21 protein-coding genes are annotated in these 24,727 nt (G+C 68.5%); 6 read left to right on the plus strand and 15 right to left on the minus strand.

Annotation, left to right across the window (positions count from 1 at the left end; all coding sequences use genetic code 11):
- Positions 1-23: 23 nt before the first annotated feature.
- The 6 genes from selA to FHY06_RS20990 form a co-directional block, all read right to left on the minus strand.
- Positions 24-1,472 (minus strand): L-seryl-tRNA(Sec) selenium transferase, encoded by a 1,449-nt coding sequence (gene selA / locus FHY06_RS20965; RefSeq protein WP_184606227.1) that lies wholly within the window; start codon positions 1,470-1,472, stop codon positions 24-26.
- Entirely contained in the window at positions 1,472-2,500 is a 1,029-nt protein-coding gene (gene fdhE / locus FHY06_RS20970; RefSeq protein WP_184606228.1) for a formate dehydrogenase accessory protein FdhE, read from the minus strand. Before fdhE ends, selA begins: the two co-directional genes overlap by 1 nt.
- A gap of 181 nt (positions 2,501-2,681) precedes the next feature.
- Positions 2,682-3,305, minus strand: coding sequence for a formate dehydrogenase subunit gamma (locus tag FHY06_RS20975; protein WP_019656653.1), 624 nt, complete (start codon positions 3,303-3,305; stop codon positions 2,682-2,684).
- Between the two features lie 13 nt (positions 3,306-3,318).
- Positions 3,319-4,287: a formate dehydrogenase subunit beta gene (gene fdxH / locus FHY06_RS20980; protein WP_019656654.1), complete on the minus strand. Its 969-nt coding sequence runs from the start codon at positions 4,285-4,287 to the stop codon at positions 3,319-3,321.
- Positions 4,288-4,290: 3 nt separating this feature from the next.
- Positions 4,291-7,368: a formate dehydrogenase-N subunit alpha gene (fdnG, locus tag FHY06_RS20985; protein ID WP_184606229.1), complete on the minus strand. Its 3,078-nt coding sequence runs from the start codon at positions 7,366-7,368 to the stop codon at positions 4,291-4,293.
- Positions 7,369-7,462: 94 nt separating this feature from the next.
- On the minus strand, positions 7,463-7,756 hold the full coding sequence (locus tag FHY06_RS20990) for a hypothetical protein (protein ID WP_019656657.1): 294 nt from the start codon (positions 7,754-7,756) through the stop codon (positions 7,463-7,465).
- Between the two features lie 201 nt (positions 7,757-7,957).
- Between FHY06_RS20990 and FHY06_RS20995 the strand changes: the two genes are divergently transcribed.
- Both FHY06_RS20995 and FHY06_RS35060 read left to right on the plus strand, forming a co-directional pair.
- On the plus strand, positions 7,958-10,474 hold the full coding sequence (locus FHY06_RS20995; protein ID WP_184606230.1) for an ABC transporter permease: 2,517 nt from the start codon (positions 7,958-7,960) through the stop codon (positions 10,472-10,474).
- A gap of 99 nt (positions 10,475-10,573) precedes the next feature.
- Positions 10,574-12,496 (plus strand): AAA family ATPase, encoded by a 1,923-nt coding sequence (locus FHY06_RS35060; protein WP_311733712.1) that lies wholly within the window; start codon positions 10,574-10,576, stop codon positions 12,494-12,496.
- 63 nt (positions 12,497-12,559) lie between these two features.
- On the opposite strand, the gene FHY06_RS21005 is transcribed toward FHY06_RS35060, so the two are convergent.
- Complete coding sequence (locus FHY06_RS21005) at positions 12,560-13,453, minus strand: LysR family transcriptional regulator (protein ID WP_184606231.1); 894 nt, start codon at positions 13,451-13,453, stop codon at positions 12,560-12,562.
- A gap of 111 nt (positions 13,454-13,564) precedes the next feature.
- Between FHY06_RS21005 and FHY06_RS21010 the strand changes: the two genes are divergently transcribed.
- Positions 13,565-15,076, plus strand: a complete 1,512-nt coding sequence (locus FHY06_RS21010; protein WP_184606232.1) for an MFS transporter — start codon at positions 13,565-13,567, stop codon at positions 15,074-15,076.
- A gap of 1 nt (position 15,077) precedes the next feature.
- On the opposite strand, the gene FHY06_RS21015 is transcribed toward FHY06_RS21010, so the two are convergent.
- Positions 15,078-15,974 (minus strand): LysR family transcriptional regulator, encoded by an 897-nt coding sequence (locus tag FHY06_RS21015; protein ID WP_184606233.1) that lies wholly within the window; start codon positions 15,972-15,974, stop codon positions 15,078-15,080.
- Between the two features lie 127 nt (positions 15,975-16,101).
- Here FHY06_RS21015 and FHY06_RS21020 point away from each other — a divergent pair, with 127 nt between their 5' ends.
- From FHY06_RS21020 to FHY06_RS21030, 3 genes are read left to right on the plus strand one after another with little or no spacing between them, the layout of a single operon-like run.
- Positions 16,102-16,845, plus strand: coding sequence for an SDR family oxidoreductase (locus FHY06_RS21020; RefSeq protein WP_184606234.1), 744 nt, complete (start codon positions 16,102-16,104; stop codon positions 16,843-16,845).
- 42 nt (positions 16,846-16,887) lie between these two features.
- The gene (locus FHY06_RS21025; RefSeq protein WP_132753897.1) at positions 16,888-17,784 is read left to right on the plus strand and encodes an SDR family oxidoreductase; all 897 of its coding nucleotides are present in this window, start codon (positions 16,888-16,890) and stop codon (positions 17,782-17,784) included.
- A gap of 46 nt (positions 17,785-17,830) precedes the next feature.
- A complete protein-coding gene (locus tag FHY06_RS21030) occupies positions 17,831-18,058 on the plus strand; it encodes a SlyX family protein (RefSeq protein ID WP_019656666.1) in 228 nt (75 codons plus the stop codon).
- A gap of 107 nt (positions 18,059-18,165) precedes the next feature.
- Here the strand turns inward: FHY06_RS21030 and trhA are convergent, their stop codons facing one another.
- From trhA to cyoB, 7 genes are read right to left on the minus strand one after another with little or no spacing between them, the layout of a single operon-like run.
- The gene (gene trhA, locus FHY06_RS21035) at positions 18,166-18,861 is read right to left on the minus strand and encodes a PAQR family membrane homeostasis protein TrhA (protein WP_409327462.1); all 696 of its coding nucleotides are present in this window, start codon (positions 18,859-18,861) and stop codon (positions 18,166-18,168) included.
- Positions 18,862-18,912: 51 nt separating this feature from the next.
- Positions 18,913-19,464: a response regulator transcription factor gene (locus FHY06_RS21040; RefSeq protein WP_019656668.1), complete on the minus strand. Its 552-nt coding sequence runs from the start codon at positions 19,462-19,464 to the stop codon at positions 18,913-18,915.
- Positions 19,445-20,902, minus strand: coding sequence for an ATP-binding protein (locus tag FHY06_RS21045; RefSeq protein ID WP_019656669.1), 1,458 nt, complete (start codon positions 20,900-20,902; stop codon positions 19,445-19,447). The genes FHY06_RS21040 and FHY06_RS21045 overlap by 20 nt, the downstream gene beginning before the upstream one ends.
- Positions 20,856-21,662, minus strand: coding sequence for an SURF1 family protein (locus FHY06_RS21050; protein ID WP_184606235.1), 807 nt, complete (start codon positions 21,660-21,662; stop codon positions 20,856-20,858). The genes FHY06_RS21045 and FHY06_RS21050 overlap by 47 nt, the downstream gene beginning before the upstream one ends.
- Positions 21,662-22,072 (minus strand): cytochrome o ubiquinol oxidase subunit IV, encoded by a 411-nt coding sequence (gene cyoD / locus FHY06_RS21055; RefSeq protein ID WP_019656671.1) that lies wholly within the window; start codon positions 22,070-22,072, stop codon positions 21,662-21,664. The genes FHY06_RS21050 and cyoD overlap by 1 nt, the downstream gene beginning before the upstream one ends.
- The gene (gene cyoC / locus FHY06_RS21060) at positions 22,069-22,731 is read right to left on the minus strand and encodes a cytochrome o ubiquinol oxidase subunit III (RefSeq protein ID WP_019656672.1); all 663 of its coding nucleotides are present in this window, start codon (positions 22,729-22,731) and stop codon (positions 22,069-22,071) included. Before cyoC ends, cyoD begins: the two co-directional genes overlap by 4 nt.
- The gene (gene cyoB / locus FHY06_RS21065; protein ID WP_019656673.1) at positions 22,724-24,727 is read right to left on the minus strand and encodes a cytochrome o ubiquinol oxidase subunit I; all 2,004 of its coding nucleotides are present in this window, start codon (positions 24,725-24,727) and stop codon (positions 22,724-22,726) included. The genes cyoC and cyoB overlap by 8 nt, the downstream gene beginning before the upstream one ends.

Below are 24,727 nucleotides of genomic sequence, written 5' to 3' on the forward strand. Positions count from 1 at the left end.
AGGTGGTTGAGGGAAAGGGGGCGCTACAGCAGCCGCTCGCGCAGGGTGGCGAGCTGGCCGGTGAAGGGCATGCTGTCTTCCAGGCAGCGCAGATCGAGCAGCAGGCGGTCTTCGGCGATGCGTCCGATCACCGGCAGCGGCAGGCCGCGCAGCGCGGTGGCGAGGGCGTCCAGCGCGGTGCCGATGCCCTTCTTCGAGGTGCCGGCCGGCGCGAGCGCGAGGCCCGCCGAGGGCAGGCGCTCCACCGGCAGCGAGCCGGAGCCGATCTGCCCGAGCAGCGGCACCACCTCGACCGTGAAGCGCGGTGCCACGGCCGCCTGCACAGGCTCGCGCAACGCCTCGGCCATCTCGCGGATCGCATCGGCGGGCCGGGTGAGCAGCCGCAGCGTCGGCAGGTCCTGCGCGAGGCGCTCGGGCCGCAGGTAGAGCGACAGCGTCGCCTCGAGCGCGGCCAGCGGCAGCTTGCTCATGCGCAGCGCGCGCTTCATCGGGAACTTGCGGATGCGGCCCACGGCTTCCTTGCTGCCCACGATGAGGCCGGCCTGCGGTCCGCCCAGCAGCTTGTCGCCCGAGAAGGTGACCACGTCGCAGCCGGCCGCGAGCATCTCCTGCGGCAGCGGCTCGCGCGGCAGGCCGTAGCGCGCGAGGTCGACCAGCGAGCCGCTGCCCAGGTCGGTGGCCAGCGGCACGCCGCGCGCATGCGCGATGCCGGCGAGCGTGGCCTCGTCGACGGCCGAGGTGAAGCCCTGCACCGCGTAGTTGCTGGTGTGCACCTTCATCACGAGCGCGGTGCGCTCGTTGATGGCGCGCTCGTAGTCCTGCGGATGCGTGCGGTTGGTGGTGCCGACCTCGACCATGCGAGCGCCCGCGCTGGCCATCACGTCGGGCATGCGGAAGGCGCCGCCGATCTCCACCAGTTCCCCGCGCGAGACGATCACCTCGCGTTCGCGCGCCAGCGCCGCGATGGTGAGCAGCACCGCGGCGGCGTTGTTGTTGACCACCGTGGCGGCCTCGGCGCCGGTGATGGTGCACAGCAGCTCTTCGACCAGCGAGTCGCGGTCGCCTCGGCTGCCGGTGGCGAGGTCGTACTCGAGGTTGTTGGGCGACGTCATCACCGCCAGCAGCCGCTGCAGCGCCGCATCGGCCAGCAAGGCGCGGCCCAGGTTGGTGTGGATGACGGTGCCCGTGAGGTTCAGCACCGCCTTCATGCGCGGCGCGAGGCGCGACTGGATGCGCGCGGCGAGCGAGTCGCCGAGCGCATCGGGCCGCACGTCGGCAGCGGCGAGCTTGCCTGCGACGGCTTGTGCGCGAAGCCCTTCGAGCAGCGCGCGCGCCTCTTTCACCACGAGCGTGTGGCCGTGCTCGGCCAGCAATGCGCCCGGCACGGCGAGGCGCAGCAATTGATCGACAGAAGGCAGATCCTGGGGCCTTGCCGTCGAGCCGTGGACCACGGACTCTTCGGGCATCGCCATCAGCCGCCTCCGCCGTCGTCTGGTATTTCGGGGTCGCTGAACAGCAGCATCAGGTTGTGGCCGCTGCGCTGGTGGCCGCCTTCGGACACGAGCAGATCCAGCGTGACGCTCGCCAGGTCGTCTGCGACGGGTTCGACCTCGGGGTCCTTCTCCATCACGACCTGCTTGAGGTAGTGGCCGCAGCTGTCGCAGCACTCGGCCTTCACCGCGCCTTCGCGCGCGCCGGTGGCGGGAAGTTCCACGCCGGGCTGCGGCGCCAGCGACTCGAAGTGGATGCCCTTGGTGCTCTCGCAGTGCGTGCACTTGATGCGCACGTAGTGCCACTCGGTGCCGCACAGCGAGCAGTGCAGGTAGCGAAAGCCCGCCTCGTCGGCGCCGATGCGCGTGATGCTCGCTGTGGGTGCGCTGCCGCAGCAGGGGCATTCGTTGCCGGGGTCGGTGCGGCCGTAGATGTTCTCGCCTGCGCTCTCGGCCACCTGCAGCACCAGGTGCGTCCAGTAGGCCTGCAGCCCGGCGGCGATCAGCGGCGCCGCGGCGAGGTCGAGTCCGAACATGATGCGGCGCGAGAGCCGGTCGGCCTGCGCGTCGATCCATGCGTCGTCGGCGGCCGCCACGCGGTCGAGCGTGTCGCGTGCGGGGCCTTCGGGCAGCCTTGCGCGAAAGAGTGCGAGCAGCCGGCGCAGTTCATTCAGCCAGACCGGATCGCGCGTCCAGCCGAAGGCGGGCATCGGCGGCTTGAGCACCTTCGCGGCGGCCTCGAGCGCTTCGGATCCGGGCAGCTCGACAGGCGCGTAGCCCTGCAGCACCTGGTGCTGCGCCTGGGCGAGGTCGGCGATGAAGATCAGGTACTCGCGCATCGGATGCGATGCCGCGAGCTGCCGCAGCCTGAGCTGGCGGTCGGAGAAGGCGAGGGAGCGCACCGGCAGGCGCAGGAACGGCATCTGCCGCCCGGCCTGCATGGCGATCTGCTCCGGCTCGAGGACGCGGGTGGTCCGGATCGGCGGTGGATTGCCGTTGGAACTGCTCATCCGGACGACTCTACAGCCATTCGCACGATTTGCGATACGCGATCGCCCCGAGTCCCCGCAGGGCGGCCCGGGTTTGTTCGCAGGATGCCGCGGAACCGCCGTTGCCGAGCCGGAGGTATCGCCCCCGGAAGGGGGGAAGGCGGGCGCCACACGAAGTGCGCGCAGCCTGGAGAGAACCAGTTCATTCCCCCCGGGTCATCTTGCGGTGCCACAGCGGATGGTTGAGCTTGGCCCAGCCTTCGGTGACCGTGCCGCGCGTCATCGCGCGCAGCGTGCCCTTGACCCAGATGGCCGCGTAGATGTGCGTGATGACCGAGAGGATCAGCACCACGGCCGAGGCCGCGTGCACCACCACCGCGATGCGCCGCAGGAGGATCGGGAAGAAGCCCACGAACCACGGACTCCAGAACATGAAGCCCGTCACCAGCAACAGCAGCAGGCTGATGCCGAAGGCCCAGAACACCAGCTTCTGGCCGGCGTTGTACTTGCCCACCGGCGGCATGCTCGACTTGTCGCCCTTGAGCATCTTCGGCGCATTGGCGATCCAATCGCGGTCGCCCTTGTCGAGGATGTTCTCGCGCCACATCGTGAAGAACAGGAACACGAAGCCCAGCACCATCAGCAGCCCCATGAAGGGATGCAGGATGCGCGTCCAGGGCCCGCCGCCGAAGAGCGCGCTCAGGAAGAACAGGCTCGGATGGAAGAAGGCCAGGCCCGAGAGCGCCGCGGCGAAGAACATGATCGCGACGAACCAGTGGTTCATGCGCGTGGCGTCGCGGTAGCGGCGAAGGTAGTAGCGTGTCATCGCGTTCTTCTCCTCAGGCGCGGGGTGCGGTGGGCGGCGTCGAAGAGGCCGAGGCCGGCGGCTGCTCGATCACCACCACGTCGTCGGGCCTGCCGTCGCGGTCGGCGTCGGGATGGTCGTCCTTGGGCTCGATGGGGCCGGTCTTCATGTAGTGGAAGAAGCTGCCCACCACGGCGCCGATCATGGCGACCACGGCGAGCGGCTTGGCGACGCCCTTCCACAGCGACACCAGCGGGCTGATGTGCGGGTCCTTCGGAAGGTCGGCGTACAGCTGCGGCCGGTCGGCGTGCTGCAGCACGTACATCACGTGAGTGCCGCCCACGCCCGCCGGGTCGTAGACGCCGGCGTTGGCAAAGCCGCGCTCCTTCAGGTCGACGATGCGCTCCGAGGCGTACTCGTGCATGTCCTCCTTGGTGCCGAAGTGCAGCGCGCCGGTGGGGCAGGCCTTCACGCAGGCCGGCTCCAGGCCCACGCCCACGCGGTCGGAGCACAGCGAGCACTTGTAGGCCTTGTTGTCGACCTTGCTGATGCGCGGCACGTCGAAGGGACAGCCGGTGACGCAGTTGCCGCAGCCCACGCAATGCTCGCTGATGAAGTCGACGATGCCGTTGGCGTACTTGACGATGGCACCCGGCGAGGGGCACGACTTCAGGCAGCCGGGGTCTTCGCAGTGCATGCAGCCGTCCTTGCGGATCAGCCATTCGAGCTTACCGGCTTCGGGCTCGACCTCGGAGAACTTCATCACCGTCCAGGAGGCGGGCGTGAGGTCGACCGGGTTGTCGTAGGTGCCGTGCGTGGTGCCGACTTCGTCGCGCAGGTCGTTCCACTGCATGCATGCGACCTGGCAGGCCTTGCAGCCGATGCAGGCCGACACGTCGATCAGCTTCGCGACCGGCTGGATCTGCGGCCGATGGCGGATCTCGGGCGACGGCGTGGTCGTGGCCGAGCGGGCGGCGATGTCTAGGGTTTGAAGAGATGACATCGTTCAGGCCTTCTCGATGTTTACGGTGAAGGACTTGTACTCCGGCGTCTGCGTGTTCGCGTCGCCCACGAACGGCGTCAGCGTGTTCACCAGATAGCCGGGCTTGGCGATGCCCACGAAGCCCCAGTGGTTCGGCAGCCCCACGGTATGGACCGTGCGCCCGTCCACCTGCAGTCCCACGATGCGCTTGGTGACCACGGCCACGGCCTTGATGTAGCCGCGCTTGCTCGACACCTTGACCATGTCGCCGTGGCCGATGCCTTTCTCCTTCGCGAGCTCTTCGCCGATCTCGACGAACTGCTGCGGCTGGATGATGGCCGAGGTACGCACGTTCTTGGTCCAGTAGTGGAAGTGCTCGGTGAGCCGGTAGCTGGTCGCCACGTACGGGAAGTCCTTCGGCACGCCGAGCCTCTCGAGGTCGCCCTTGAAGATGCGTGCCGCGGGGTTGGCGCGCGCCTTCTCGTTGTTCGGGTGCATCAGGTTGTTGACCAGCGGCGACTCGAACGGCTCGTAGTGCTCGGGCAGCGGTCCTTCGGCCATGCCGGTGGGCGCGAACAGGCGCGCCACGCCCTCGGCGGTCATGATGAAGGGGCGCACCGCGTCGGCTTCCGTCGGGTTGGCGTCGGGCCGGATGTCGGGAATGTCCGAACCTGCCCACTGCTTGCCGTTCCACGCGATCAGGCCGCGCCTGGCGATCCATGGCTTGCCGGTGGCGGGGTCGGTGGACGCGCCGTTGTAGAGGATGCGCCGGTTCGCCGGCCAGGCCCACGCCCAGTTCTGCACCATGCCGATGCCGTACGGGTCGGCGTTGTCGCGCCGCGCCATCTGGTTGCCGGCCTGCGTCCATGCGCCCGAGTAGATCCAGCAGCCGCTGGCGGTGCTGCCGTCGTCGCGCAGCAGGCCGAAGCCCGAGAGCTGTTCGCCGGCCTTGGCCAGCGGCGGCTTGGTCGGGTCCTTCGGATCGGTCAGGTCGGCGAGCGCGCGGCCGTTGTATTCCATCGCCAGTTCCTGCGCGGAGGGCGAGTGCGGAATCTTGTAGGGCCAGGTGAGCTTGACGATCGGATCGGGGAAGGCGCCGCCGTCCTTCGCGTAGGCGGCGCGCAGCCGGTTGAAGATGCCGGCGACGATCTCGATGTCGCCCTTGGCCTCGCCCGGCGGCTCCGCGCCCTTCCAGTGCCACTGCAGCCAGCGGCTGGAGTTGGTGAGCGAGCCGTCCTCCTCCGCGAAGCAGGTGGAAGGCAGTCGGAACACCGTGGTCTGGATGTCGGCGGTCTTGACGTCGTTGAACTCGCCGAAGTTGCGCCAGAACTCGCTGGTCTCGGTCTGCAACGGATCGATGGTGACCAGGAACTTGAGCTTCGAGAGCCCGTCGACGATCTTCTTCTTGTCGGGGAAGGAGCCCACCGGGTTGAAGCCCTGGCAGATGTAGCCGTTGAGCTTGCCCTGGTTCATGAGCTCGAAGGCCTGCAGCACGTCGTAGAGCCTGTCGATCTTAGGCAGGTAGTGGAAGGCCCACTCGTTCTCCGCCGTGGCCGCGTCGCCCCACCACGACTTCTGCATGCTGACGAAGAACTTCGGGTAGTTCTGCCAGTAGCTCATCTGGTTGGGCCGCAGGGGCTTGAGCGCGCGGGTCTTGTAGTAGTCCTCCAGCGTCTGCTCGCTGTCACGCGCCAGCGACATGTAGCCCGGCAGGGAGTTCGACAGCAGCCCCAGGTCGGTCAGGCCCTGGATGTTGCTGTGGCCGCGCAGCGCGTTCATGCCGCCGCCCGGCACGCCGATGTTGCCCAGCAGCAGCTGCACGATGGCGCCGGTGCGGATCATCTGCGAGCCCTGGCTGTGCTGCGTCCAGCCCAGCGCGTACATGATGGTCATGGTGCGCTGGGAGGTGCTGGTGCTCGCGATGTACTCGCACACCTTCAGGAACTTGTCCTTCGGCGTGCCGGTGATGCGGCTCACCATGTCGGGCGTGTAGCGCGAATAGTGCCGCTTCATCACCTGAAGCACGCAGTTCGGGTCCTGCATGCTCATGTCGACCTTGGCCATGCCCTGCTCGTCGAGTGCGTAGCCCCACGACTTGGGGTCGTAGTTGCGCTTCTCGGCGTTGTAGCCGCTGAACAGGCCGTCCTCGAACTTGTAGTCGGGGCCGACGATGAAGGTCGCGTTGGTGTAGTTGCGGACGTACTCGGTCTGGATCCTGTCGTTGCTCAGCAGGTAGTTGATGACCCCCGCCAGGAAGGCGATGTCCGACCCCGCGCGGATCGGCGCGTAGTAGTCGGCCATGGCGGCCGAGCGCGTGAAGCGCGGGTCGACCACCACCAGGCGAGCCTTGTTCTGTTTCTTGGCTTCGATGACCCACTTGAAGCCGCACGGATGCGCCTCCGCGGCGTTGCCGCCCATGATCAGCACGACATCCGCGTTCTGGATGTCCTGCCAGTGGTTGGTCATCGCGCCTCTGCCGAACGTCGGGGCCAGACTGGCCACCGTAGGTCCGTGTCAGACGCGTGCCTGGTTGTCGAACACCAGCATTCCGGTCGAGCGGAATGCCTTGTGCGTGATGTATCCGGTTTCGTTGGACGAGGCCGAGGCGCAGAGCATGCCGGAGCTGGTCCAGCGGTTCACGGTCTTGCCGTCGGCGTTGGTGGTCTGGAAGTTGGCGTCGCGGTCGGCCTTCAGCAGCTTGGCGATGCGGTCGAGCGCCTCGTCCCAGCCGATGCGCTTCCACTCCGTGGCGCCGGGTTCGCGCACCTCGGGGTACTTCAGGCGCATGGGGCTGTGCACGAAGTCGAGCAGGCCGGCGCCCTTGGGGCACAGCGTGCCGCGGTTGACGGGGTGGTCGGCATCGCCCTCGATGTGGAGGATGTCGGACACCACGTTCTTTGCCTTGTCGCCCAGGCTGTACATGATGAGGCCGCAGCCCACCGAGCAGTACGGGCAGGTGTTGCGTGTCTCGGTGGTGCGCGCGAGCTTGAAGTTGCGGGCCTCGGCCAGCGCGGCGGTCGGCGAGAAGCCGAGCGCGGCGATGCTGGAGCCGACCAGCCCCGCGCTGCTGACGCGGAAGAATTGCCGGCGGTTCATGTCCATGACGGAACCTCCTGCGGCGGTGAAGTGGGGGGGCGTTTCATCGTGGTCTTCTCTTCTTCTTACGGGTAACTCGAACGAAAGCTGGCAAGCCGCGCTACTTCGGCGCCGAACCGTCGCCAGCGCTGGGCGCGGGCGCCGCGCCGCCGGACGAGCCGGCGCCGCCCGGGCCGCTCATGCCGCCGACGGCTGCGCCGCCTTCGGACGGCCCGTTGTGGGACGTGGTGGACTCGACCTTGTCGCCGGACTCGGCAGGCGTGATGCCGGTGGGGCTGGCGCCGGTCGTGCCGGCGCTGGCCTTGGGTGCGGGGGGTTTGGGATCGCAGGCGCTCAAGAGCACGCCGAGGGCCAGGCACAGACCCAGGGTTCGCAGGCGCTGAGATTGCAACATCGACACTCCTTCGGGGAAAGGATCGCCAGATAGTGGAATGTTTTTATTTGCCCCGCCGCCGCCGCCAAAGAATGTCTGATCGGAGCGAAGGGGTGTTTGAGTCGCATCATGCGGCAGGGCCGGTGTGCGGGCAAGTAGGCCAAAACCGGCAATAACCCTCGAATCCGGCTGCGAGCGAGCCTCTCGGCTATCGTCGCGGCCATGAATGCCTCCCTTCGCCTGGGTTGGCGCACGCTCTGGCGCGACCTGCGTGCCGGCGAGCTGCGCCTGTTGATCGTCGCCGTGCTCCTGGCCGTGGCCGCGCTCACGGCCGTCGGCTTCTTCGCCGACCGGCTGCAGGGCGGGCTCAAGCGCGACGCGCGGCAGCTGCTGGGCGGCGACGCGGTGATCGTCAGCGACAACCCGACGCCCGAGGCCTTCGTGGCGCAGGCCAAGTCGCTGGGGCTGCAGGGCTCCTCCACCTACGGCTTCCCGACCATGGCCCGCGCCGAGGACGCGCAGGGCGGCGCCAGCAAGCTGGTGGCGCTGAAGGCGGTGACCACGGGCTACCCGCTGCGCGGCAGCCTGCAGACCTCCACCACCATCGATGGCGCGGGTGCCGTCACGCGCGACATCCCGCCGCCGGGCGAGACCTGGGTCGATGCCTCGCTGCTCGACTCGCTGGGCCTGAAGGTCGGCGACACGTTGCTGCTGGGCGACACCGGCCTGCGCGTGGGCCGCGTCATCACGCTGGAGCCCGATCGCGGCGCCGGCTTCATGAGCTTCTCGCCGCGCGTGATGCTCAACCAGGCCGACGTGGCCCGCACCGGGCTCGTGCAGCCGGCCAGCCGCGTGGGCTACCGATATGCCGTGGCCGGCAGCGACGCCGCGGTCAAGCGCTTCACCGACTGGGCCGACGCCACCATCAAGAAGGGCGAACTTCGCGGCGTTCGGCTCGATTCCTTCGAAAGCGGCCGGCCCGAGATGCGCCAGACGCTCGATCGCGCCGAGAAATTCCTGAGCCTCGTCGCGCTGCTGGCTGCGCTGCTGTCGGCGGTGGCGGTGGCGCTGGCCGCGCGCGGCTTCGCGGCCAGCCACCTCGACGACTGCGCGATGCTGCGCGTGCTCGGCCAGAGCCAGCGCACCATCGCGGTGGCCTATGCCTTCGAGTTCGCGGTGATCGGCATCGTGGCCAGCGCACTGGGCGTGGCCATCGGCTTCGCGGTGCACTACGTGTTCGTGCTGCTGCTGGCGGGGCTGGTCGAGACCGCGCTGCCCGCGGCCACCCTGTGGCCCGTGGCCTTCGGGCTCGGCATGGGGCTCACGCTGCTCTTCGCCTTCGGCCTGCCGCCGGTGTTGCAGCTGGCGCGCGTCCCGCCGCTTCGCGTGATCCGGCGCGACGTGGGCGGGCTCAAGCCCGCGTCGCTCGCGGTGCTGGGCGTCGGCGTCGCGGGCTTCGCGGCCCTGCTGATGGCGGCCAGCAGCGACATCAAGCTGGGGCTCATCGCCGTCGGCGGCTTCGCGGGGGCAGTGGCGGTGTTCGCGCTCTTGAGCTGGCTGGCAGTGAAGGTGCTGCGCCGCAGCGTCAACGAAACGACCGCGCCGCGCTGGCTGGTGCTGGCGACGCGGCAGATCTCGGCGCGGCCGGCCTATGCGGTGGTACAGGTCAGCGCGCTCTCGGTGGGGCTGCTGGCGCTGGTGCTGCTGGTGCTGCTTCGCACCGACCTCGTCGCGAGCTGGCGCCAGGCCACGCCGCCCGACGCGCCGAACCGCTTCGTCATCAACGTCATGCCCGACCAGAGCGAGGCTTTCCAGAAGTCGCTGCGCGATGCAGGCGTGAGCAAGTTCGACTGGTACCCGATGATCCGCGGCCGGCTCGTGGCCATCAACGACAAGCCGGTCTCGCCCGACGACTACACCGAGGACCGTGCCAAGCGACTGGTCGACCGCGAATTCAACCTCAGCAACAGCCTGAAGGCGCCGCCGCACAACAGCATCACCTCCGGCAAGTGGACACCCGGCGCGTCCGGCGAGGTGAGCGTGGAAGAGGGCCTGGCCGAGACGCTGGGCCTGAAGATGGGCGACGTGCTGCGCTTCGACATCGGCGGCATGCAGAACGATGCGCGCATCACCTCGCTGCGCAAGGTCGACTGGGGCTCGATGCACGCCAACTTCTTCGTGATGTACACGGTGGCCTCGCTCGCCGACGTGCCCACCACCTACATGGGCGCCTTCCGCGCGCCCGAGACGCGCGGCTTCGACAACGCGCTGGTGCGCAGCTATCCGAACGTGACCAACGTCGACATGAGCGCCACCATCAACCAGGTGCAGCGCGTGCTCGACCAGGTGATCCGCGCGGTCGAGTTCCTGTTCGGCTTCACGCTCGCGGCCGGTCTCGTGGTGCTCTTTGCCGCGGTGACGGCCACCCGCGAGGAACGCGCGCGCGAGTTCGCGGTGATGCGCGCGGTGGGCGCGCGTGCCAGCCTGCTGCGGCAGGTTCAGCGCGCCGAGCTCGCGGGCGTGGGCCTGCTCGCGGGTTTCCTCGCGAGCATCGTGGCCGCGCTCATCGGCTGGGGGCTCGCGCGCTTCGTGTTCGAGTTCACCTGGACCGCCTCGCCGCTGGTGCCGGTCGCCGGCGCGCTGGCCGGGGCGGTGCTGGCGCTCGGCGCCGGATGGTGGGGCCTGCGCGAGGTGCTGCGCCGGCCGGTGGTCGACACCTTGCGGCGCGCGGCCGAGTAATTTTTTTCTTTTCTTCGTGGCGATGCGAAGCAAGACAGGGCCGGGGATGCAATACATTCCCCGGCCCCGTATCCATTTCAAGAAGAGAGAAATTCCCGCATGCGCCTGGCGTCATTCCAGATCACCAACTTTCGCTCGATCAACGACAGCGGCCTCATCGACTCCACGCAGATCACCACGATCCTCGGCCGGAATGACAGCGGCAAATCGAACCTGCTGCGCGCGCTGCACAGCCTGAACCCTGCCGAAGGCATCGCCGAACTCAGCCCCATCAAGGACTTCCCGCGCCATCGCCGCCTGGAAGAGTGCACGGGCGACACGCCCGTCGTGTTCACGCGCTGGAGCCTCGACGAGAGCGAGCAGGCCGAGCTGGCCGCGATCCTGCCGCGCGCGGCCGGCGTGCGCCACGTCACCGCGAGCCGCGGCTATGCCGCCGTCCGCACGGCCGGGTTCGAAGGACTCGGTGCCCTGTCGCTGGACGTGAGCGAGATCAAGGGCAAGGTCCGCAAGATCGTGCCGGCAGTCAAGGCCGCGGCCGAGAAGGTCGCAGACGAGGCGAAGGCCGCGCTGGACCAGGAAGCCGACCTCTTCGACGCCGCGATGATCATGAGCCCCGACTACATCAGGTGGTCGGCCGGCGCGGTCAAGGCGGCGCAGGCCCTGCGCAAGGCGCTGGCCGTGGCCGGCGCCGAGCTCAGCGACAAGCAGGAGCAGATGCTCGGCGAGCTGGAAGACATGGCGCTGGCGATCGCCAACGACGCGCCCGCGCTGGAGCGCGCGCGGGAATGGGTCGTCGGCAAGCTGCCGCGCTTCGTCTACGTCGACGAATACCCGGCGCTGCCCGGGCGCCAGAACATCGCCGAATACCTGGGGCGCGAGGGCTGGGGCCAGCTCACGCCCGAGCAGCAGAGCTTCGGCAGGCTGTGCAAGGTCGCGGGGCTCGACCTGCGGCAGCTGCAGGCCCTGCTCGAGAAGAACGACCAGGCCACGCGCAACCAGCTCGTCAACCGCGCCGGCTCGGTGGTGACCGCCGAGATCCGCCGCCTCTGGAAGGACCGTGCGCTGAAGGTGCGCTTCAACCTCGACGGCCAGTACCTCGACACGCTGGTGTCCGACCCGAACGCCGCCTACGAAGTCGAGGTGAACCTGCAGGAGCGCAGCCGCGGCTTCCAGTGGTTCTTCTCGTTCTACGTCGCCTTCTTCGCCGACACCCGCGGCGGCCGGGCCGAGGACGCCGTGCTGCTGCTGGACGAACCCGGGCTGCACCTGCACCCCCATTCGCAGGCCGACCTGCTGGCGCACCTCGAAAAGGACTTCGCCGGCAACCAGGTCATCTACACCACGCATTCGCCGTTCATGGTGCCCGCCCACCGCCTCGACGCCGTGCGCACCGCGAGCCTGAGCGAAACGGCGGGCACCACGGTGAGCAACACCGCGGAGGGCGACGAGCGCACGCTGTTCCCGCTGAAGGCCGCGCTGGCGCTGAGCCGGATGGCGAGCGAGCCGGTGACGCAGGACGCTGCGAAGCCGCTGGCGGCGGTGCAGGAACCGGTGAAGCCCGCGCCCGCCAGGCCTGCGAAGTCGGCAAAGTCCGCCGAGACGGCCAAGCCGGAGCCTGTGAAGTCAGAACTCGCCAAGCCCGTTGTCGTGGAAAGCGCGAAGCCGGTGGAAGCGGCACTTGTCGCGGTGGCCGCGCCTACGCCCGCGATGGCTGAGGCGGCGAAGGCTGCCGCTCCCGCGAAGATCGATGCAGCCAAGCCCGAAGCGGTAGAGCCGGTCGTCGTGGAAAGCGCCAAGCCGGCACAAGCAGCACCTGTCGCAGTCGCTGCGCCGGCCGTTACGCCTGCGACGCCCGAATCGACGAAGCCGCCGGTCGTCGAGAGCACCAAGCCAGTCGAGCCCGTCGCGGCGGCGCCGGTCGCCGTGGCTGCCATGTCCGCGGAGACCCCCGTGGCGCAAAGCGTCGAGGAGCCGGTCGCCGCCATCGGTCAGCAAGCGGAGCAGCCGGCAGAAGTCGCCTGACGGGCAGGCCTTTCAACTAATGCGGCGCCAACCATGCGCCGCATGTGCAGGCTTTTCCTCGGTTCATGGCGCCATCGCTTCCTCCCTGAACATGTGCTCCCCCGCGAAGTCCACGAACGCCCGCACCTTCGGCGACAGCTGACGGCTCGACGGCCACAGCGCCGTGAACTGGCCCTGGCGCACGAGGTGCGTGGCCAGCACGCGCTGCAGTTCGCCGCGGCACAGCGAGTCGCGCGCGAGGAAGTCGGGCATGTAGGCCACGCCGAGGCCGGCGACTGCCGCGCCGAGCATGGCTTCCATGTTGTTGCACAGCAGGCCGGGCGGCAGCTGCGCGGGCAGGCCGGGCAGGTCCCAGTCCTCGATCTTTCCGCCGGTGGCGAACTTGTAGCGAAGGCAGGCGTGCCGCGCGAGGTCGGCCGGCGTCTGCGGCACGCCGTGGCGCTCGAGGTAGGCCGGCGAGGCGACGAGCACGAAGCGGAACGGGCCGAGCCGGCGCGCCACCAGTTGCGAGTCGACCAGCTCGCCGCTGCGGATCGCCACGTCGACGCCCTCGGCGATCACGTCGACCAGCCGGTCGTTGAAGTCGAGGTCGAGCTCGATCTCGGGGTAGCGCAGCCTGAAGGCAGGCAGCATCGGCAGCAGGAAGCGGTAGCCGATGGTCGGCAGGCTCACGCGCAGGCGGCCGCGCGGCGCGGCCACGGCGTCCTGCATCATGGACCGCGCGTCGTCCAGTTCGTCGAGGATGCGGCGGCAGCGCTCGTGGAAGAGGGCGCCTTCCTGCGTCAGCCGCATGTGGCGCGTGGTGCGGTTGAAAAGGCGCACGCCGAGCTGCTCCTCGAGCCGCGCGACGTTCTTGCCCACGGCCGAGGCCGAGATGCCCAGGAGCCGGCCGGCCCTGGCAAAGCTCGACAGGTCGGCCGCCCGCACGAAGGATTCGAGTCCGCTGAAGCTGTCCATGGATTGGCAACCTTTGGTTGGGAGTGTGTGGAGCAATGAGGCGATTCTCAGTGCATTGATTCCTTTCTATCTTCGTGCCTTCCTTTTCACCTTCCGCGAAAGCACGTTCCGATGTCCGCTTCTTCTTCCTCCAGGAACTGGCTCCTGGCCGCCGTCTGCCTCGCGGCGCTGGGCATGCCGCTGAGCTTCACAGGCCCGGCGGTGGTGCTGCCCGCCGTGCGCGATGCGCTGGGCGGCAGCCCGGTGCAGCTCAACTGGGTGACCAACGCCTTCATGCTGAGCTTCGGCGCCACGCTGATGGCTGCCGGGGCGCTGGCCGATGCATACGGGCGCAAGCGCGTCTTCCTGCTGGGGCTCGCGGTGGTGGCGCTCAGCGCCTCGCTGCTGACCCTGGCGCCGGGCATCGTGGCCTTCGACCTGGCGCGCGCGCTGCAGGGGCTGGGCTCGGCCGCAGCCTTCGCGGCAGGCACGGCCGCGCTGGCACAGGTGTTCGACGGCGCGGCGCGCACGCGGGCCTTCAGCCTGATCGGCACCTCGTTCGGCGTGGGGCTGTCCTGCGGCTCCATCGTGTCGGGCTGGCTCGCGGAGCACTTCGGGTGGCAGGCGGTGATGCTGAGCCCCGGCGCGGTGAGCCTCGCGGCGCTGTGCATTGCTTCGCTGGCGATGCGCGAATCGCGCAACCCGCAGGCGATGGGGCTCGACGTGCCGGGCACGCTGAGCTTCACCGCCGCGCTGAGTCTGCTGACGCTGGGCGTGCTGCAGGCGCCCGACAGCGGCTGGGGCAGCCCCTGGGTGCTCGGTGCACTGGCGGGCGCTGCGGCGATGGGCGCGGTCTTCGTCGCCATCGAAAGGCGCGTGCCGCATCCGATGCTCGACTTGTCGCTGTTCCGCTTTCCGCGCTTCGTCGGGGTGCAGCTGCTGGCGGCCGCGCCGGCCTACGGCTTCGTCGTGCTGCTGGTGCTGCTGCCGATCCGCTTCGTGGGACTCGAAGGGCGCAGCGCGATCGAGGCGGGCGCCTTCATGTTCGCGCTCTCGGGGCCGATCCTCGTGGTTCCGACGCTGGCGGCGTCGCTGGCGCACCGATTCTCGGCCGGCGCGATCTCTGCCGTGGGCCTGCTGGTGTGCGCTGCAGGCCTCTTCTGGCTCAGCCGCTGCGCGCCGGGCACGCCGCTCGCCGGGATGGCGTGGCCGCTGCTGCTGATCGGCGCCGGCATCGGGCTGCCCTGGGGCCTGATGGACGGGCTGGCCGTGAGCGTGGTGCCGCGCGAGCGCGCAGGCATGGCCTCGGGCATCTTCAACACGGTGCGGGTGGCGGGGGAGGGCATCGCGCTGGCACTCGTCGGAGCGGGCCTGACCGCGCTGGTGACGGCGCATCTGGGGCAAGTCGCCGGCGCATCGCAGGCGGCGCAGCGCGTGACCACCGGCAACCTCGCGCAGGCGCTGGCGCTGCTGCCCGGCATGGACCGCGCGGCCTTGCTGCACGCGTATGGCGCGGCGTTCGGCACGCTGCTGTGCGTGCTGGCGGGGGTGACGGTGCTGACGGCGCTCGTCGTGTTCGCTTTCCTGCGCGGCGAGACGCACGCCGAGGCCGGCGCCGTGGCGCTGGAGTCGACGGCCTGCTGAATCAGGCTGCTTCGGCGGCCTCGAAGATGTCGCGCAGCCACTGCGTGAACACGCGCACGCGCGAGGACAGCTGCCGGTTCTGCGCGTAGAGCACCGAGACGGGCATCGGCGGCGGCGCGAACTCGGGCAACAGCACCTTCAGCCGCCCCTGCGCCAGTTCGCCCGCCACGCGGTAGCGCGGCACCTGCACCAGGCCCAGCCCCGCGACGGCCGAGCCGGTGTACAGGTCGGCACCGGTCACCGAGACGATACCGCCGAGCTGCACGCTCGTCACCCGCCCGTCGACGGTGAATTCGAGCGGGAGGGCCTTGCCCGTGGCGCTGGAAACGTAGTGGATGGCGCGGTGCGAGGCCAGCTCCTCCAGGCTGCGGGGCTCGCCATGCGCCTCCAGATAGGCGGGGCTCGCGACCGTGACCTGCGGCAGCAGCGCCACGCGCCGCCCGATCATCGAGGAGTCCTGCAGCGTGCCGGCGCGCAGCACGCAATCGACGCCTTCGCGCACCAGGTCGACGAGGCGGTCGTCCTCGCCGATGTGCAGCTCGAGCTCGGGGTAGCGCGCCAGGAAGCCCGGCAGCGCCGGCACCACGAAATGCCGCGCCAGCGTGCCCTGCAGGTTCACGCGCAGCAGCCCCTTGGGCGCGGCGTCGCGGAACAGGCCCTCGGCTTCCTCCACGTCGGCCAGCAGCCGCACGCAGCGGCGGTAGTAGGCCTCGCCGTCCTGCGTGAGGCGCACGGTGCGGGTGGTGCGCTCCAGCAGCCGGGTGCCGATGCGCTGCTCCACGCGCTTGATCAGGTTGGTGACGGTCGCACGGGGAATCCGCAGGTCTTCGGACGCCTGCGTGAAGCTCTGGCGCTCGGCGATGCGCACGAAGGCCTGCATTTCCTGGAAGCGGTCCATGGGCGGCTTGCCGGTCTATTGTTGAAGTAGATGGAATATTAATGGCAATCAGGTGCTGATTATCTTTTGGTTGGAACGATCGAAGATTCGCCTCACCAACCAACCTCCACCGCAAAGGACACCAGCCATGGCCCGCTCTTCCACCCCCAAGGTCGCCATCGTCACCGGCGCATCGCGCGGCATCGGCGCCGCTGTCGCGCAGCGCCTCGCCAGGGACGGCTTCGCCGTCGCCGTCAACTACGCATCGAGCCCTGCGCAGGCCGACGCCCTCGTCGCCGAGCTGACGGCCGCTGGCGGCAGAGCCATTGCCGTCAAGGCCGACGTGGCCCGCGCCGACGAAGTGCGCGCCATGTTCGACGCGGTCGAGGCGCAACTCGGCAAGGTCGACGTGCTGGTCAACAACGCCGGCGTGCTCAAGACCCTGCCGCTGGCCGAGCACAGCGACGCGCAGTACGACCAGACCTTCGACATCAACGTGCGCGGCACCTTCAACACGCTGCGCGAGGCCGCCGCCCGCCTGAACGAGGGCGGGCGCATCGTCAACTTCTCCAGCACCACGCTCGCGCTGAACATGCCCGGCTACGCGATCTACAACGCCACCAAGGCGGCGGTCGAGGCCTTCACGCACGTGTTCGCCAAGGAACTGCGCGGCCGCAGCATCACGGTGAACGCCGTGGCGCCGGGCCCGATCGCCACCTCGCTCTTCCTCGACGGCAAGACCGAGGAGCAGGTCCAGGCCTTCGCAAAGATGCCGCCGCTGCAGCGCCTGGGCCAGCCCGAGGACATCGCATCGGTGGTGTCCTTCCTTGCCGGGCCCGACGCGGGCTGGGTCAACGGACAGATCCTGCGCGCCAACGGCGGACTCGCCTGAGCGGCGGGCTCCAAGCGAAACAAGCCGAAGGAGAAACACGCCATGAAGAAGCAGATCGTCCTCGTCACCGGTGCCGGCAGCGGGATCGGAAAGCTCACAGCACTGTCGCTCGCGGAGGCGGGCCACGTCGTCTACGCATCGATGCGCGACATCGCCGGACGCAACAACGCCCGCGCCGCCGAACTGCGCGCGCTGGCCGCGCAGAAGAAGCTGCAGCTGCACCCGCTCGAACTCGACGTGCTCTCGCAGGAGTCGGCCGATGCCGCCGCAGCGACCATCGTGCGCGAGCAGGGCCATCTCGACGTGGTGATGCAGAACGCCGGCCATCTCGTGGTCGGGCCCACGGAGGCCTTCACGCCGCAAGAGATCGCGAAGGTGTTCGACACCAACGTGCTCGGCGCGCAGCGCGTGAACCGTGCGGTGCTGCCGTATCTGCGGGCGCAGGAATCGGGCCTGATGCTGTGGATCAGCAGCACGACCACCAAGGGCGGCTTTCCGCCGTTCATGGGGCCGTACGGCGCGGCGAAGGCTGCGATGGATTCGCTGGCCGTCACGCTGGCCTACGAGATCGCACGCTTCGGCATCGAGACTTCCATCGTCGTGCCGGGCGCTTTCACCAAGGGCACCGACCACTTCCCGAGCGCGGGCAGGCCAGCAGATGCCGCCATCGCCGCAGCCTATGCCCGCTACGACGGACTCATGGACCAGATCGGCGCGCGCCTCTCGGCGCTGACGCCCGACGGCGCCGACCCGCAGGCCGTGGCCGACGAGATCGTGCGCATCGTGGGCATGCCCGTCGGCACGCGGCCGATGCGGTCGGTGGTCGACTTCGTCGGCGACGGTGCGGCGGAGGTCTTCGAGGTGTCGGAGCGCGTGCGCATCGAGTTCGCCAAGCGCATCGGCATGGCGGACCTGCTGGAGGCCAAGGTGCGCCGCTGAAAAAGGCGTAACGAAGAGCAGGGCGGTCTTCCTGTCCAATAGCGGCATGGAAAACCCGTCCCACGACCTCATTGCCGAACGCGTGACCGAACTCGAGATCAAGTCGAGCTACGCCGAAGACCTGCTCGACCAGCTCAACATGACGATCTACCGCCAACAGCAGCAGATCGACCGGCTGATCCTGCAGGTCACTCAACTGAAGGAGCAGATGCAGAGCTCAGGCCAGGACGGCGCCGCGCGCAACCCGCGGGACGAACTCCCACCGCACTATTGACACTCCCCCAGGCTTCGCCCACTTCGTGTCGCTGCGCCAACCCCCTCGCCGGGGGCAACACCGATGGCCCGGCAAAGCCGGTTCCATGGTGTTCCTGGAATCAGCGGTCAGCCATGCGCATGCCAGAGCACGGCGAAGAAGTGGCAGGTGCTGCCGGCAAGCACGAACAGGTGCCACACCGAATGGGCAAAGCGCACCTTGTTGTCGAACAGGAACACCACCGCACCGGCCGTGTAGAAGAGCCCGCCGGCCACCAGCCAGCCCAGGCCTGCGGCCGACATGCGCTCGTACAGCGGCACGGCGGCCATCAGAGCCATCCAGCCCATCGCCACGTACAGGCCGGTGGACCACAGCGGATGCTTCAGCCGGTTGAACAGCTTGGCGCCCACGCCCAGCGCCGCCGCCGCGCAGATCGCGCCGAACAGCGTCCAGCCCAGCGGGCCGCGCAGCACGCCGAACAGGAAGGGCATGTAGCTGCCCGCGATGAAGAGGTAGATGGCCGCGTGGTCCAGCCGGTTGAACCAGGCCTTGGCACGGCCGATCGGCAGCGCGTGGTAGAGCGTTGAGATCAGGTACAGCACGATGGCCGTGCCCGCGAAGAGGCTGGCACCGACCACGGCCGCGGCCTGGCCCTTCTGTGCGGCGCTGTAGACCAGGATCGGCAGCGAGGCGATCGCGAGCGCAAGGCCCAGGCCATGGCTCAGGGCGTTGAAGAGCTCCTCCATCGCCGTCTGGTCGCGTGCGGCGAGGACGGCGGTCTTGCTGCGTTGCGGGGGCGGGGGAGAGGGTGTCGAAAAGGTCATCGTCTGTCCGTGCGCAATGAGTGTGTCGGGGCGGGAGCCCAGAGTGCCTGCCTACTTGACCTGCTGCTTGCCCAGCTTGCGCGCCAGCGTGCGCCGGTGCATGCCGAGCCTGCGCGCGGTCTCCGAGATGTTGAAGCCGGTCTCGGCCAGCGTCTCGTGGATGCGCTCCCATTCGAGCGTCTTGATCGAGGTGGAGCGGTTGGTCAGCTCCACCTCGGTGGTGCCGACGGCGCGGCCGAAGGCGGCCTCGATGTCGTCGGTGTTCGAGGGCTTGGCCAGGTAGTGGCAGGCGCCGAGCTTGATGGCTTCCACCGCGGTGGCGATGCTCGCGAAGCCCGTGAGCACCACGATCAGCATCTTCGGGTTGTGCCGGTGCAGCATCTGCACGCAGGCCAGGCCCGAGGCCTCGCCGTTGAGCTTGAGGTCGACCACCGCGTAGCCAGGAGTGGCGGTGGCCAGCAGCGCCTCGACCTCGGCCAGGTTGCTCGCGTGCGCCACCGCATAGCCGCGGCGCTCGAACGAGCGCCCGAGCGCGCGCGCGAAGGCGCCGTCGTCCTCGACGATCAGCAGCTGGCGCTGCGCTTCAGCTCCGGTTTCGCTCATTGCCTTCCATTCCGATGGTCCTGCCGGCGGCCGCGAGGGCTTCCTCGTCGTCCGCGTCGTCGTCCACTTCCGTCTCTTCTTCCTCGAGCACGATGGCCGCGAGCGGCAGCGTGATCTTCACGACGGCGCCGCCCTCGGGCCGGTTGGCCGCCGCGACGCGGCCGCCCACGGTGCGCGCCACGTTCACCACCAGGAACAACCCCAGCCCGCCGCCAGCGCGGCCCTTGCTCGACTGGTAGGGCTTGCCGAACTCCTTGAGGATGGCCGGCAGGAAGCCGGGGCCTGCGTCGGTGACGGTGATCGTCAGCGCGTCGGCGTCGTGCGCCGCCTCGAGGCGCAGCCAGTGGGGCGACGCCTCCAGCGCATTGTCGAGCACGTTGCAGATCATCTGCTTGAGGGCCGAGTCGGAAACCATGGGCAGGTCGCGGCCGAAGCGGTTGTCGTACTCGAAATCCTCCACCGGGCGGGTGGTGCGCCATTCCTCGACCAGGTCGTCGAGGAAGGTGCTGACGGTGGTTTCCTCCGAAGACTCGCCGCGCGCCTCGCCGGCCGACAGCAGGATGCCGCTCACGATGCTCTTGCAGCGCTGGATCTGCAGTTCCATCTCGGCCACTTCGGTCAGCAGCTCGGGGTCGGAACTGAAATGCGGCAGCCGGCGCCAGTCGCCGAGGATCACCGCGAGCGTGGCAAGCGGCGTGCCCAGCTCGTGCGCCGCGCCCGAGGCCAGCAGGCCCATGCGCACGATGTGCTCTTCCTCCGAGGCGCGCTGCCGCAGGTCGGCCAGACGCGCGTCTCGCGCGCGCAGGTTGCGGCTGATGCGGGTGATGAAGATGACCAGCAGCGCCGCATTGAGCGCGAAGCACACCAGCATGCCCTGGATGTACGGGCTCCACAGGCCCCGGTCATGGTCCAGCGGCAGCGCGAGCGGGCGCGAGAACAGCGCCAGCCCGGCGAAGCAGATGCTGGTGATGACCACCATGGTCCAGGTCGACCAGGCCTTCAGCAGCACCGCGCCGAGCGTCACCTGCAGCAGGAAGAGGAACACGAAGGGGTTGGTCGCGCCGCCGCTCAGGTAGAGCTGTGCAGTGAGCGTGGCCACGTCCACCAGCAGCGCGACGAACAGCTCGCCGTTGGTCACGCGCCGATGGCTGCGCGAGCGCAGCAGGCTCACCATGTTGAAGAGGGCGAGGCAGGCCAGCACCTGCAGCATGTGGTCCAGCGGAAGCCGGATCTCGAAGCCGTAGTGCACCACCAGGATGGTGGCGACCTGCCCGACCACGGCGAACCAGCGCAGCTGGATCAGCTGCTGCATGTTCTGGTGGCCGATGGCGTTGTCGAGGCTCGCGACGCCGGCGCGGGGCGGGTGCAGTTCGCCCGCGACCGCGGCGGCTTCAGCCGTCGCGGCGGGCATCTTGGTCGGCGGGGCGGGCGTCGGCATGGGCCGCATTTTCGCTGCGCCGCACGAACCAGGCCGCGATCAGCACCATCAGGGCCAGGCCATACCAGGTCAGGGCATAGACGAGGTGGCTGTTGGGAAAGGAAATGACCGTCAGGCCGCCGGCGGGCCAGGCGGGTGTGTCGGCGCCCGGGGCGCCGGACTTTGCAGGTGCGGCTTCGGCATCGACGAAGTAGGGCGCCACGTCGGCCAGGCCGCGCGCGGCGGCGATGGCCTGCACGTCGCGCGAGAACCAGCGGTCGCCGGCCGGATCGTTCTTGCGCAGGAAGCCGCCCTTGGGCTCGGTCAGGCGCAGCAGGCCGTCTACGGTGGTCTCGCCCTGCGGCTCGGTCGCGGTACGCGCCGCGCGTTTCTGCGCCTCGGGAGGCACGAAGCCGCGGTTGACCAGCACGATGCTGCCGTCGGCGCTGCTGCGCAGCGGGGTCAGCACCCAGAAGCCGGCGCCGAGCTTGGTGCTGGCCTGCACCAGCGTCTCTTTGTCGTGGAGGAAGGTGCCGGCAAGGCGGACATGCCGGTATTCGTCGTTGGCCGCGTTGACCGTGGGCCATTCGGTCCGCCCGGGGGCCGCGCTGGCCGGGGCGTGCACGCGCTGTTCGACGCGTGCGATGAGATCCAGCTTCCAGGCCCTGCGCTCGACCTGCCAGGTGCCGAGCGCGACGAAGCCGGCGAAGGCGAGGGCGGCGCAGACCGCCAGCGCCACCCGTGCGGCGGTGGAGCGCTGGCGGACGGCCTGCTCCGCCATCAGGGCATGTTCTTCATGTCGTGCACCGAGTGCGGCATCATGTTGGTGTTCATGTGGTACATGACCCACAGCGAACCGGCCAGCGTGATGACCACGAGCACGAGCGTGAAGATCAGCGCCAGCATGTTCCAGCCGCCTTCGGACTTCGCGTCCATGTGCAGGAAGTAAACCATGTGCACCACGATCTGCACCACGGCGAAGGCCAGGATGACGAGGGCGGTGGTGCCGGGCTTGTCGAAGACCTTGCCCATCACGAGCCAGAACGGAATGGCGGTGAGGATCACGGCCAGCACGAAGCCGGTCATGTAGCCCTTGAAGGTGCTGTGGCTCACCGGGCCGTCATCGTGACCGTGCCCGTGATCGTCGTGGCCATGTGCGCCGTGGCCGGCGGTTTCGGTGTGCGCGCTCATTGCAGCGATCCCATCAGATACACGAAGGTGAAGACGCCGATCCAGACCACGTCCAGGAAGTGCCAGAACATCGACAGGCACATCAGGCGGCGGCGGTTGGCGGCGGTGAAGCCGTGCTTGGGCAGCTGGATCATCAGCACGATGAGCCAGATGATGCCGAAGGTCACGTGCAGGCCGTGGGTGCCCACCAGCGCGAAGAACGACGACAGGAAGGCGCTGCGCTGCGGGCCCGCGCCTTCGTGGATCAGGTGCGCGAATTCATACAGCTCCAGGCCGATGAAGCCCGCGCCCAGCAGGCCGGTGATGGCCAGCCAGAGCAGCACGCCGCCCATGCGGCGCTGCTGCATCTGCAGCATGGCGAAGCCATAGGTGATGGAAGACAGCAGCAGCAGCGAGGTGTTGATCGCCACCAGCGGCAGGTCGAACAGGTCGGCGCCCGAGGGGCCGGCCGCATAGCTGCGGCCCAGCACGCCGTACACCGCGAACAGGCAGGCGAAGATGAGGCAGTCGCTCATCAGGTAGAGCCAGAAGCCCAGCAGCGTGCCGTTCTCGGGGTGGTGGTCTTCGTTGCGGACGTTGAACACCTCGAAGGTGGGCACGCTCGCGGCGTTGCCCACGGTGTTCGTGTGGCTGGAGTGGAGGGCGGTACTGTTAGACATTGGCAGCCAGCAGGCGCGTGCGCGCTTCTTCGGTACGGACGACTTCTTCCGCGGGGATGTAGTAGTCGCGCTTGTAGTTGAAGGTGTGGATGATCGTGGCGGCGAGCATGGCGACGAAGCCGATGCCGGCCAGCAGCCACATCTGCCAGATCAGCGCGAAGCCGCACACCGCGCTCAGGCCCGCGATGATGAAGCCGGCGGCCGTGTTCTTGGGCATGTGGATCGGGCTGAAGCCTTCCAGCGGACGCTGGTAGCCGCGGGCCTTCATGTCGGACCAGGCGTCGTTGTCGTGCACGCGCGGCGTGAACGCGAAGTTGTAGGCCGGCGGCGGCGACGAGGTCGCCCATTCCAGCGTGCGGCCGTTCCACGGGTCACCGGTGGTGTCGCGCAGCTGGTCGCGGCGGATGAAGCTCACCACCAGCTGGATCAGGAACGAGGCGATGCCCAGGGCGATCAGCACGGCGCCGAAGGCGGCGATCTGGAACCAGATCTGCAGCGACATGTCCTGGAAGTGGTTCATGCGGCGGGTGACGCCCATCAGGCCCAGGATGTACAGCGGCATGAAGGCGAACCAGAAGCCGACGATCCAGAACCAGAACGAGCACTTGCCCCAGAACGGGTCGAGCTTGTAGCCGAAGGCCTTCGGGAACCAGTAGGTGATGCCCGCCAGCATGCCGAACAGCACGCCGCCGATGATCACGTTGTGGAAGTGGGCGATCAGGAACAGGCTGTTGTGCAGCACGAAGTCGGCCGGGGGAACGGCCAGCAGCACGCCGGTCATGCCGCCGATCACGAAGGTGATCATGAAGCCGATGGTCCACATCATCGGCAGCTCGAAGCGGATGCGGCCGCGGTACATGGTGAACAGCCAGTTGAAGATTTTCGCGCCCGTCGGGATCGAGATGATCATCGTCGTGATGCCGAAGAACGAGTTCACGCTGGCGCCGGAGCCCATGGTGAAGAAGTGGTGCAGCCAGACGAGGTACGACAGGATGGTGATCACGACCGTGGCGTACACCATCGAGGCGTAGCCGAAGAGGCGCTTGCCCGAGAAGGTGGAGACCACTTCCGAGAAGATGCCGAAGGCCGGCAGGATCAGGATGTACACCTCGGGGTGGCCCCAGATCCAGATCAGGTTCACGTACATCATGGCGTTGCCGCCGAGGTCGTTCGTGAAGAAGTTGGTGCCTGCGTAGCGGTCGAGAGACAGCAGGGCCAGCACGGCGGTCAGCACCGGGAAGGCGGCGACGATCAGCACGTTGGTGCACAGGGCGGTCCAGGTGAAGACGGGCATCTTCATCATGGTCATGCCGGGCGCGCGCATCTTCACGATGGTGGCCAGCAGGTTCACGCCGGACAGTAATGTGCCCACCCCCGCTATCTGCAACGACCATATGTAGTAGTCGACCCCCACGTCGGGGCTGAAGAGGATGCCCGACAGCGGCGGATAGGCCAGCCAGCCCGTCTTGGCGAACTCGCCGACGAACAGCGACGCCATCACCAGGCCGGCGCCGAAGGTGGTCATCCAGAAGCTGAAGTTGTTCAGGAACGGGAAGGCCACGTCGCGCGCGCCGATCTGCAGCGGCACCACGAAGTTCATGAGGCCCGTGACCAGTGGCATCGCCACGAAGAAGATCATGATCACGCCGTGGGCGGTGAAGATCTGGTCGTAGTGGTGCGGCGGCAGGAAGCCCGCGTTGTCGCCGAAGGCGATGGCCTGCTGGGCGCGCATCATGAGCGCGTCGGCGAAGCCGCGAAGCAGCATCACCAGGCCCAGGATGATGTACATGATGCCGATCTTCTTGTGGTCGATGCTGGTGATCCAGTCGCGCCACAGGGTGCCCCACAGCTTGAAGTAGGTCAGTGCGCCCAGGACGGCCAGGCCGCCCAGCACCACGCCGGCAAAGGTCACGAGCAGGATCGGCTCGTGCAAGGGAATTGCCTCCCAGGAGAGGCGGCCGAAGACGAGCTTCGTCAGGTCTAGGTTCTGCAACAT

The sequence above is a fragment of the Variovorax atrisoli genome, from assembly GCF_014195185.1.
GTDB classification, from domain to species: domain Bacteria; phylum Pseudomonadota; class Gammaproteobacteria; order Burkholderiales; family Burkholderiaceae_C; genus Variovorax; species Variovorax atrisoli.

Bases quoted from the DNA above. Each gene is read 5' to 3' on its own strand.
- FHY06_RS21050 (WP_184606235.1), bottom strand. From the start codon at position 21,662: ATGGCGGAGCAGGCCGTCCGCCAGCGCTCCACCGCCGCACGGGTGGCG.
- FHY06_RS21040 (WP_019656668.1), bottom strand. From the start codon at position 19,464: ATGAGCGAAACCGGAGCTGAAGCGCAGCGCCAGCTGCTGATCGTCGAG.
- fdxH (WP_019656654.1), bottom strand. From the start codon at position 4,287: ATGTCATCTCTTCAAACCCTAGACATCGCCGCCCGCTCGGCCACGACC.
- FHY06_RS21045 (WP_019656669.1), bottom strand. From the start codon at position 20,902: ATGCCGACGCCCGCCCCGCCGACCAAGATGCCCGCCGCGACGGCTGAA.
- FHY06_RS21025 (WP_132753897.1), top strand. From the start codon at position 16,888: ATGAAGAAGCAGATCGTCCTCGTCACCGGTGCCGGCAGCGGGATCGGA.
- FHY06_RS20990 (WP_019656657.1), bottom strand. From the start codon at position 7,756: ATGTTGCAATCTCAGCGCCTGCGAACCCTGGGTCTGTGCCTGGCCCTC.
- trhA (WP_409327462.1), bottom strand. From the start codon at position 18,861: ATGACCTTTTCGACACCCTCTCCCCCGCCCCCGCAACGCAGCAAGACC.
- FHY06_RS21010 (WP_184606232.1), top strand. From the start codon at position 13,565: ATGTCCGCTTCTTCTTCCTCCAGGAACTGGCTCCTGGCCGCCGTCTGC.
- FHY06_RS21030 (WP_019656666.1), top strand. From the start codon at position 17,831: ATGGAAAACCCGTCCCACGACCTCATTGCCGAACGCGTGACCGAACTC.
- cyoD (WP_019656671.1), bottom strand. From the start codon at position 22,072: ATGAGCGCGCACACCGAAACCGCCGGCCACGGCGCACATGGCCACGAC.
- FHY06_RS20975 (WP_019656653.1), bottom strand. From the start codon at position 3,305: ATGACACGCTACTACCTTCGCCGCTACCGCGACGCCACGCGCATGAAC.
- selA (WP_184606227.1), bottom strand. From the start codon at position 1,472: ATGGCGATGCCCGAAGAGTCCGTGGTCCACGGCTCGACGGCAAGGCCC.
- cyoB (WP_019656673.1), bottom strand. From the start codon at position 24,727: ATGTTGCAGAACCTAGACCTGACGAAGCTCGTCTTCGGCCGCCTCTCC.
- fdhE (WP_184606228.1), bottom strand. From the start codon at position 2,500: ATGAGCAGTTCCAACGGCAATCCACCGCCGATCCGGACCACCCGCGTC.
- FHY06_RS21015 (WP_184606233.1), bottom strand. From the start codon at position 15,974: ATGGACCGCTTCCAGGAAATGCAGGCCTTCGTGCGCATCGCCGAGCGC.
- FHY06_RS21005 (WP_184606231.1), bottom strand. From the start codon at position 13,453: ATGGACAGCTTCAGCGGACTCGAATCCTTCGTGCGGGCGGCCGACCTG.
- cyoC (WP_019656672.1), bottom strand. From the start codon at position 22,731: ATGTCTAACAGTACCGCCCTCCACTCCAGCCACACGAACACCGTGGGC.
- FHY06_RS20995 (WP_184606230.1), top strand. From the start codon at position 7,958: ATGAATGCCTCCCTTCGCCTGGGTTGGCGCACGCTCTGGCGCGACCTG.
- FHY06_RS35060 (WP_311733712.1), top strand. From the start codon at position 10,574: ATGCGCCTGGCGTCATTCCAGATCACCAACTTTCGCTCGATCAACGAC.
- FHY06_RS21020 (WP_184606234.1), top strand. From the start codon at position 16,102: ATGGCCCGCTCTTCCACCCCCAAGGTCGCCATCGTCACCGGCGCATCG.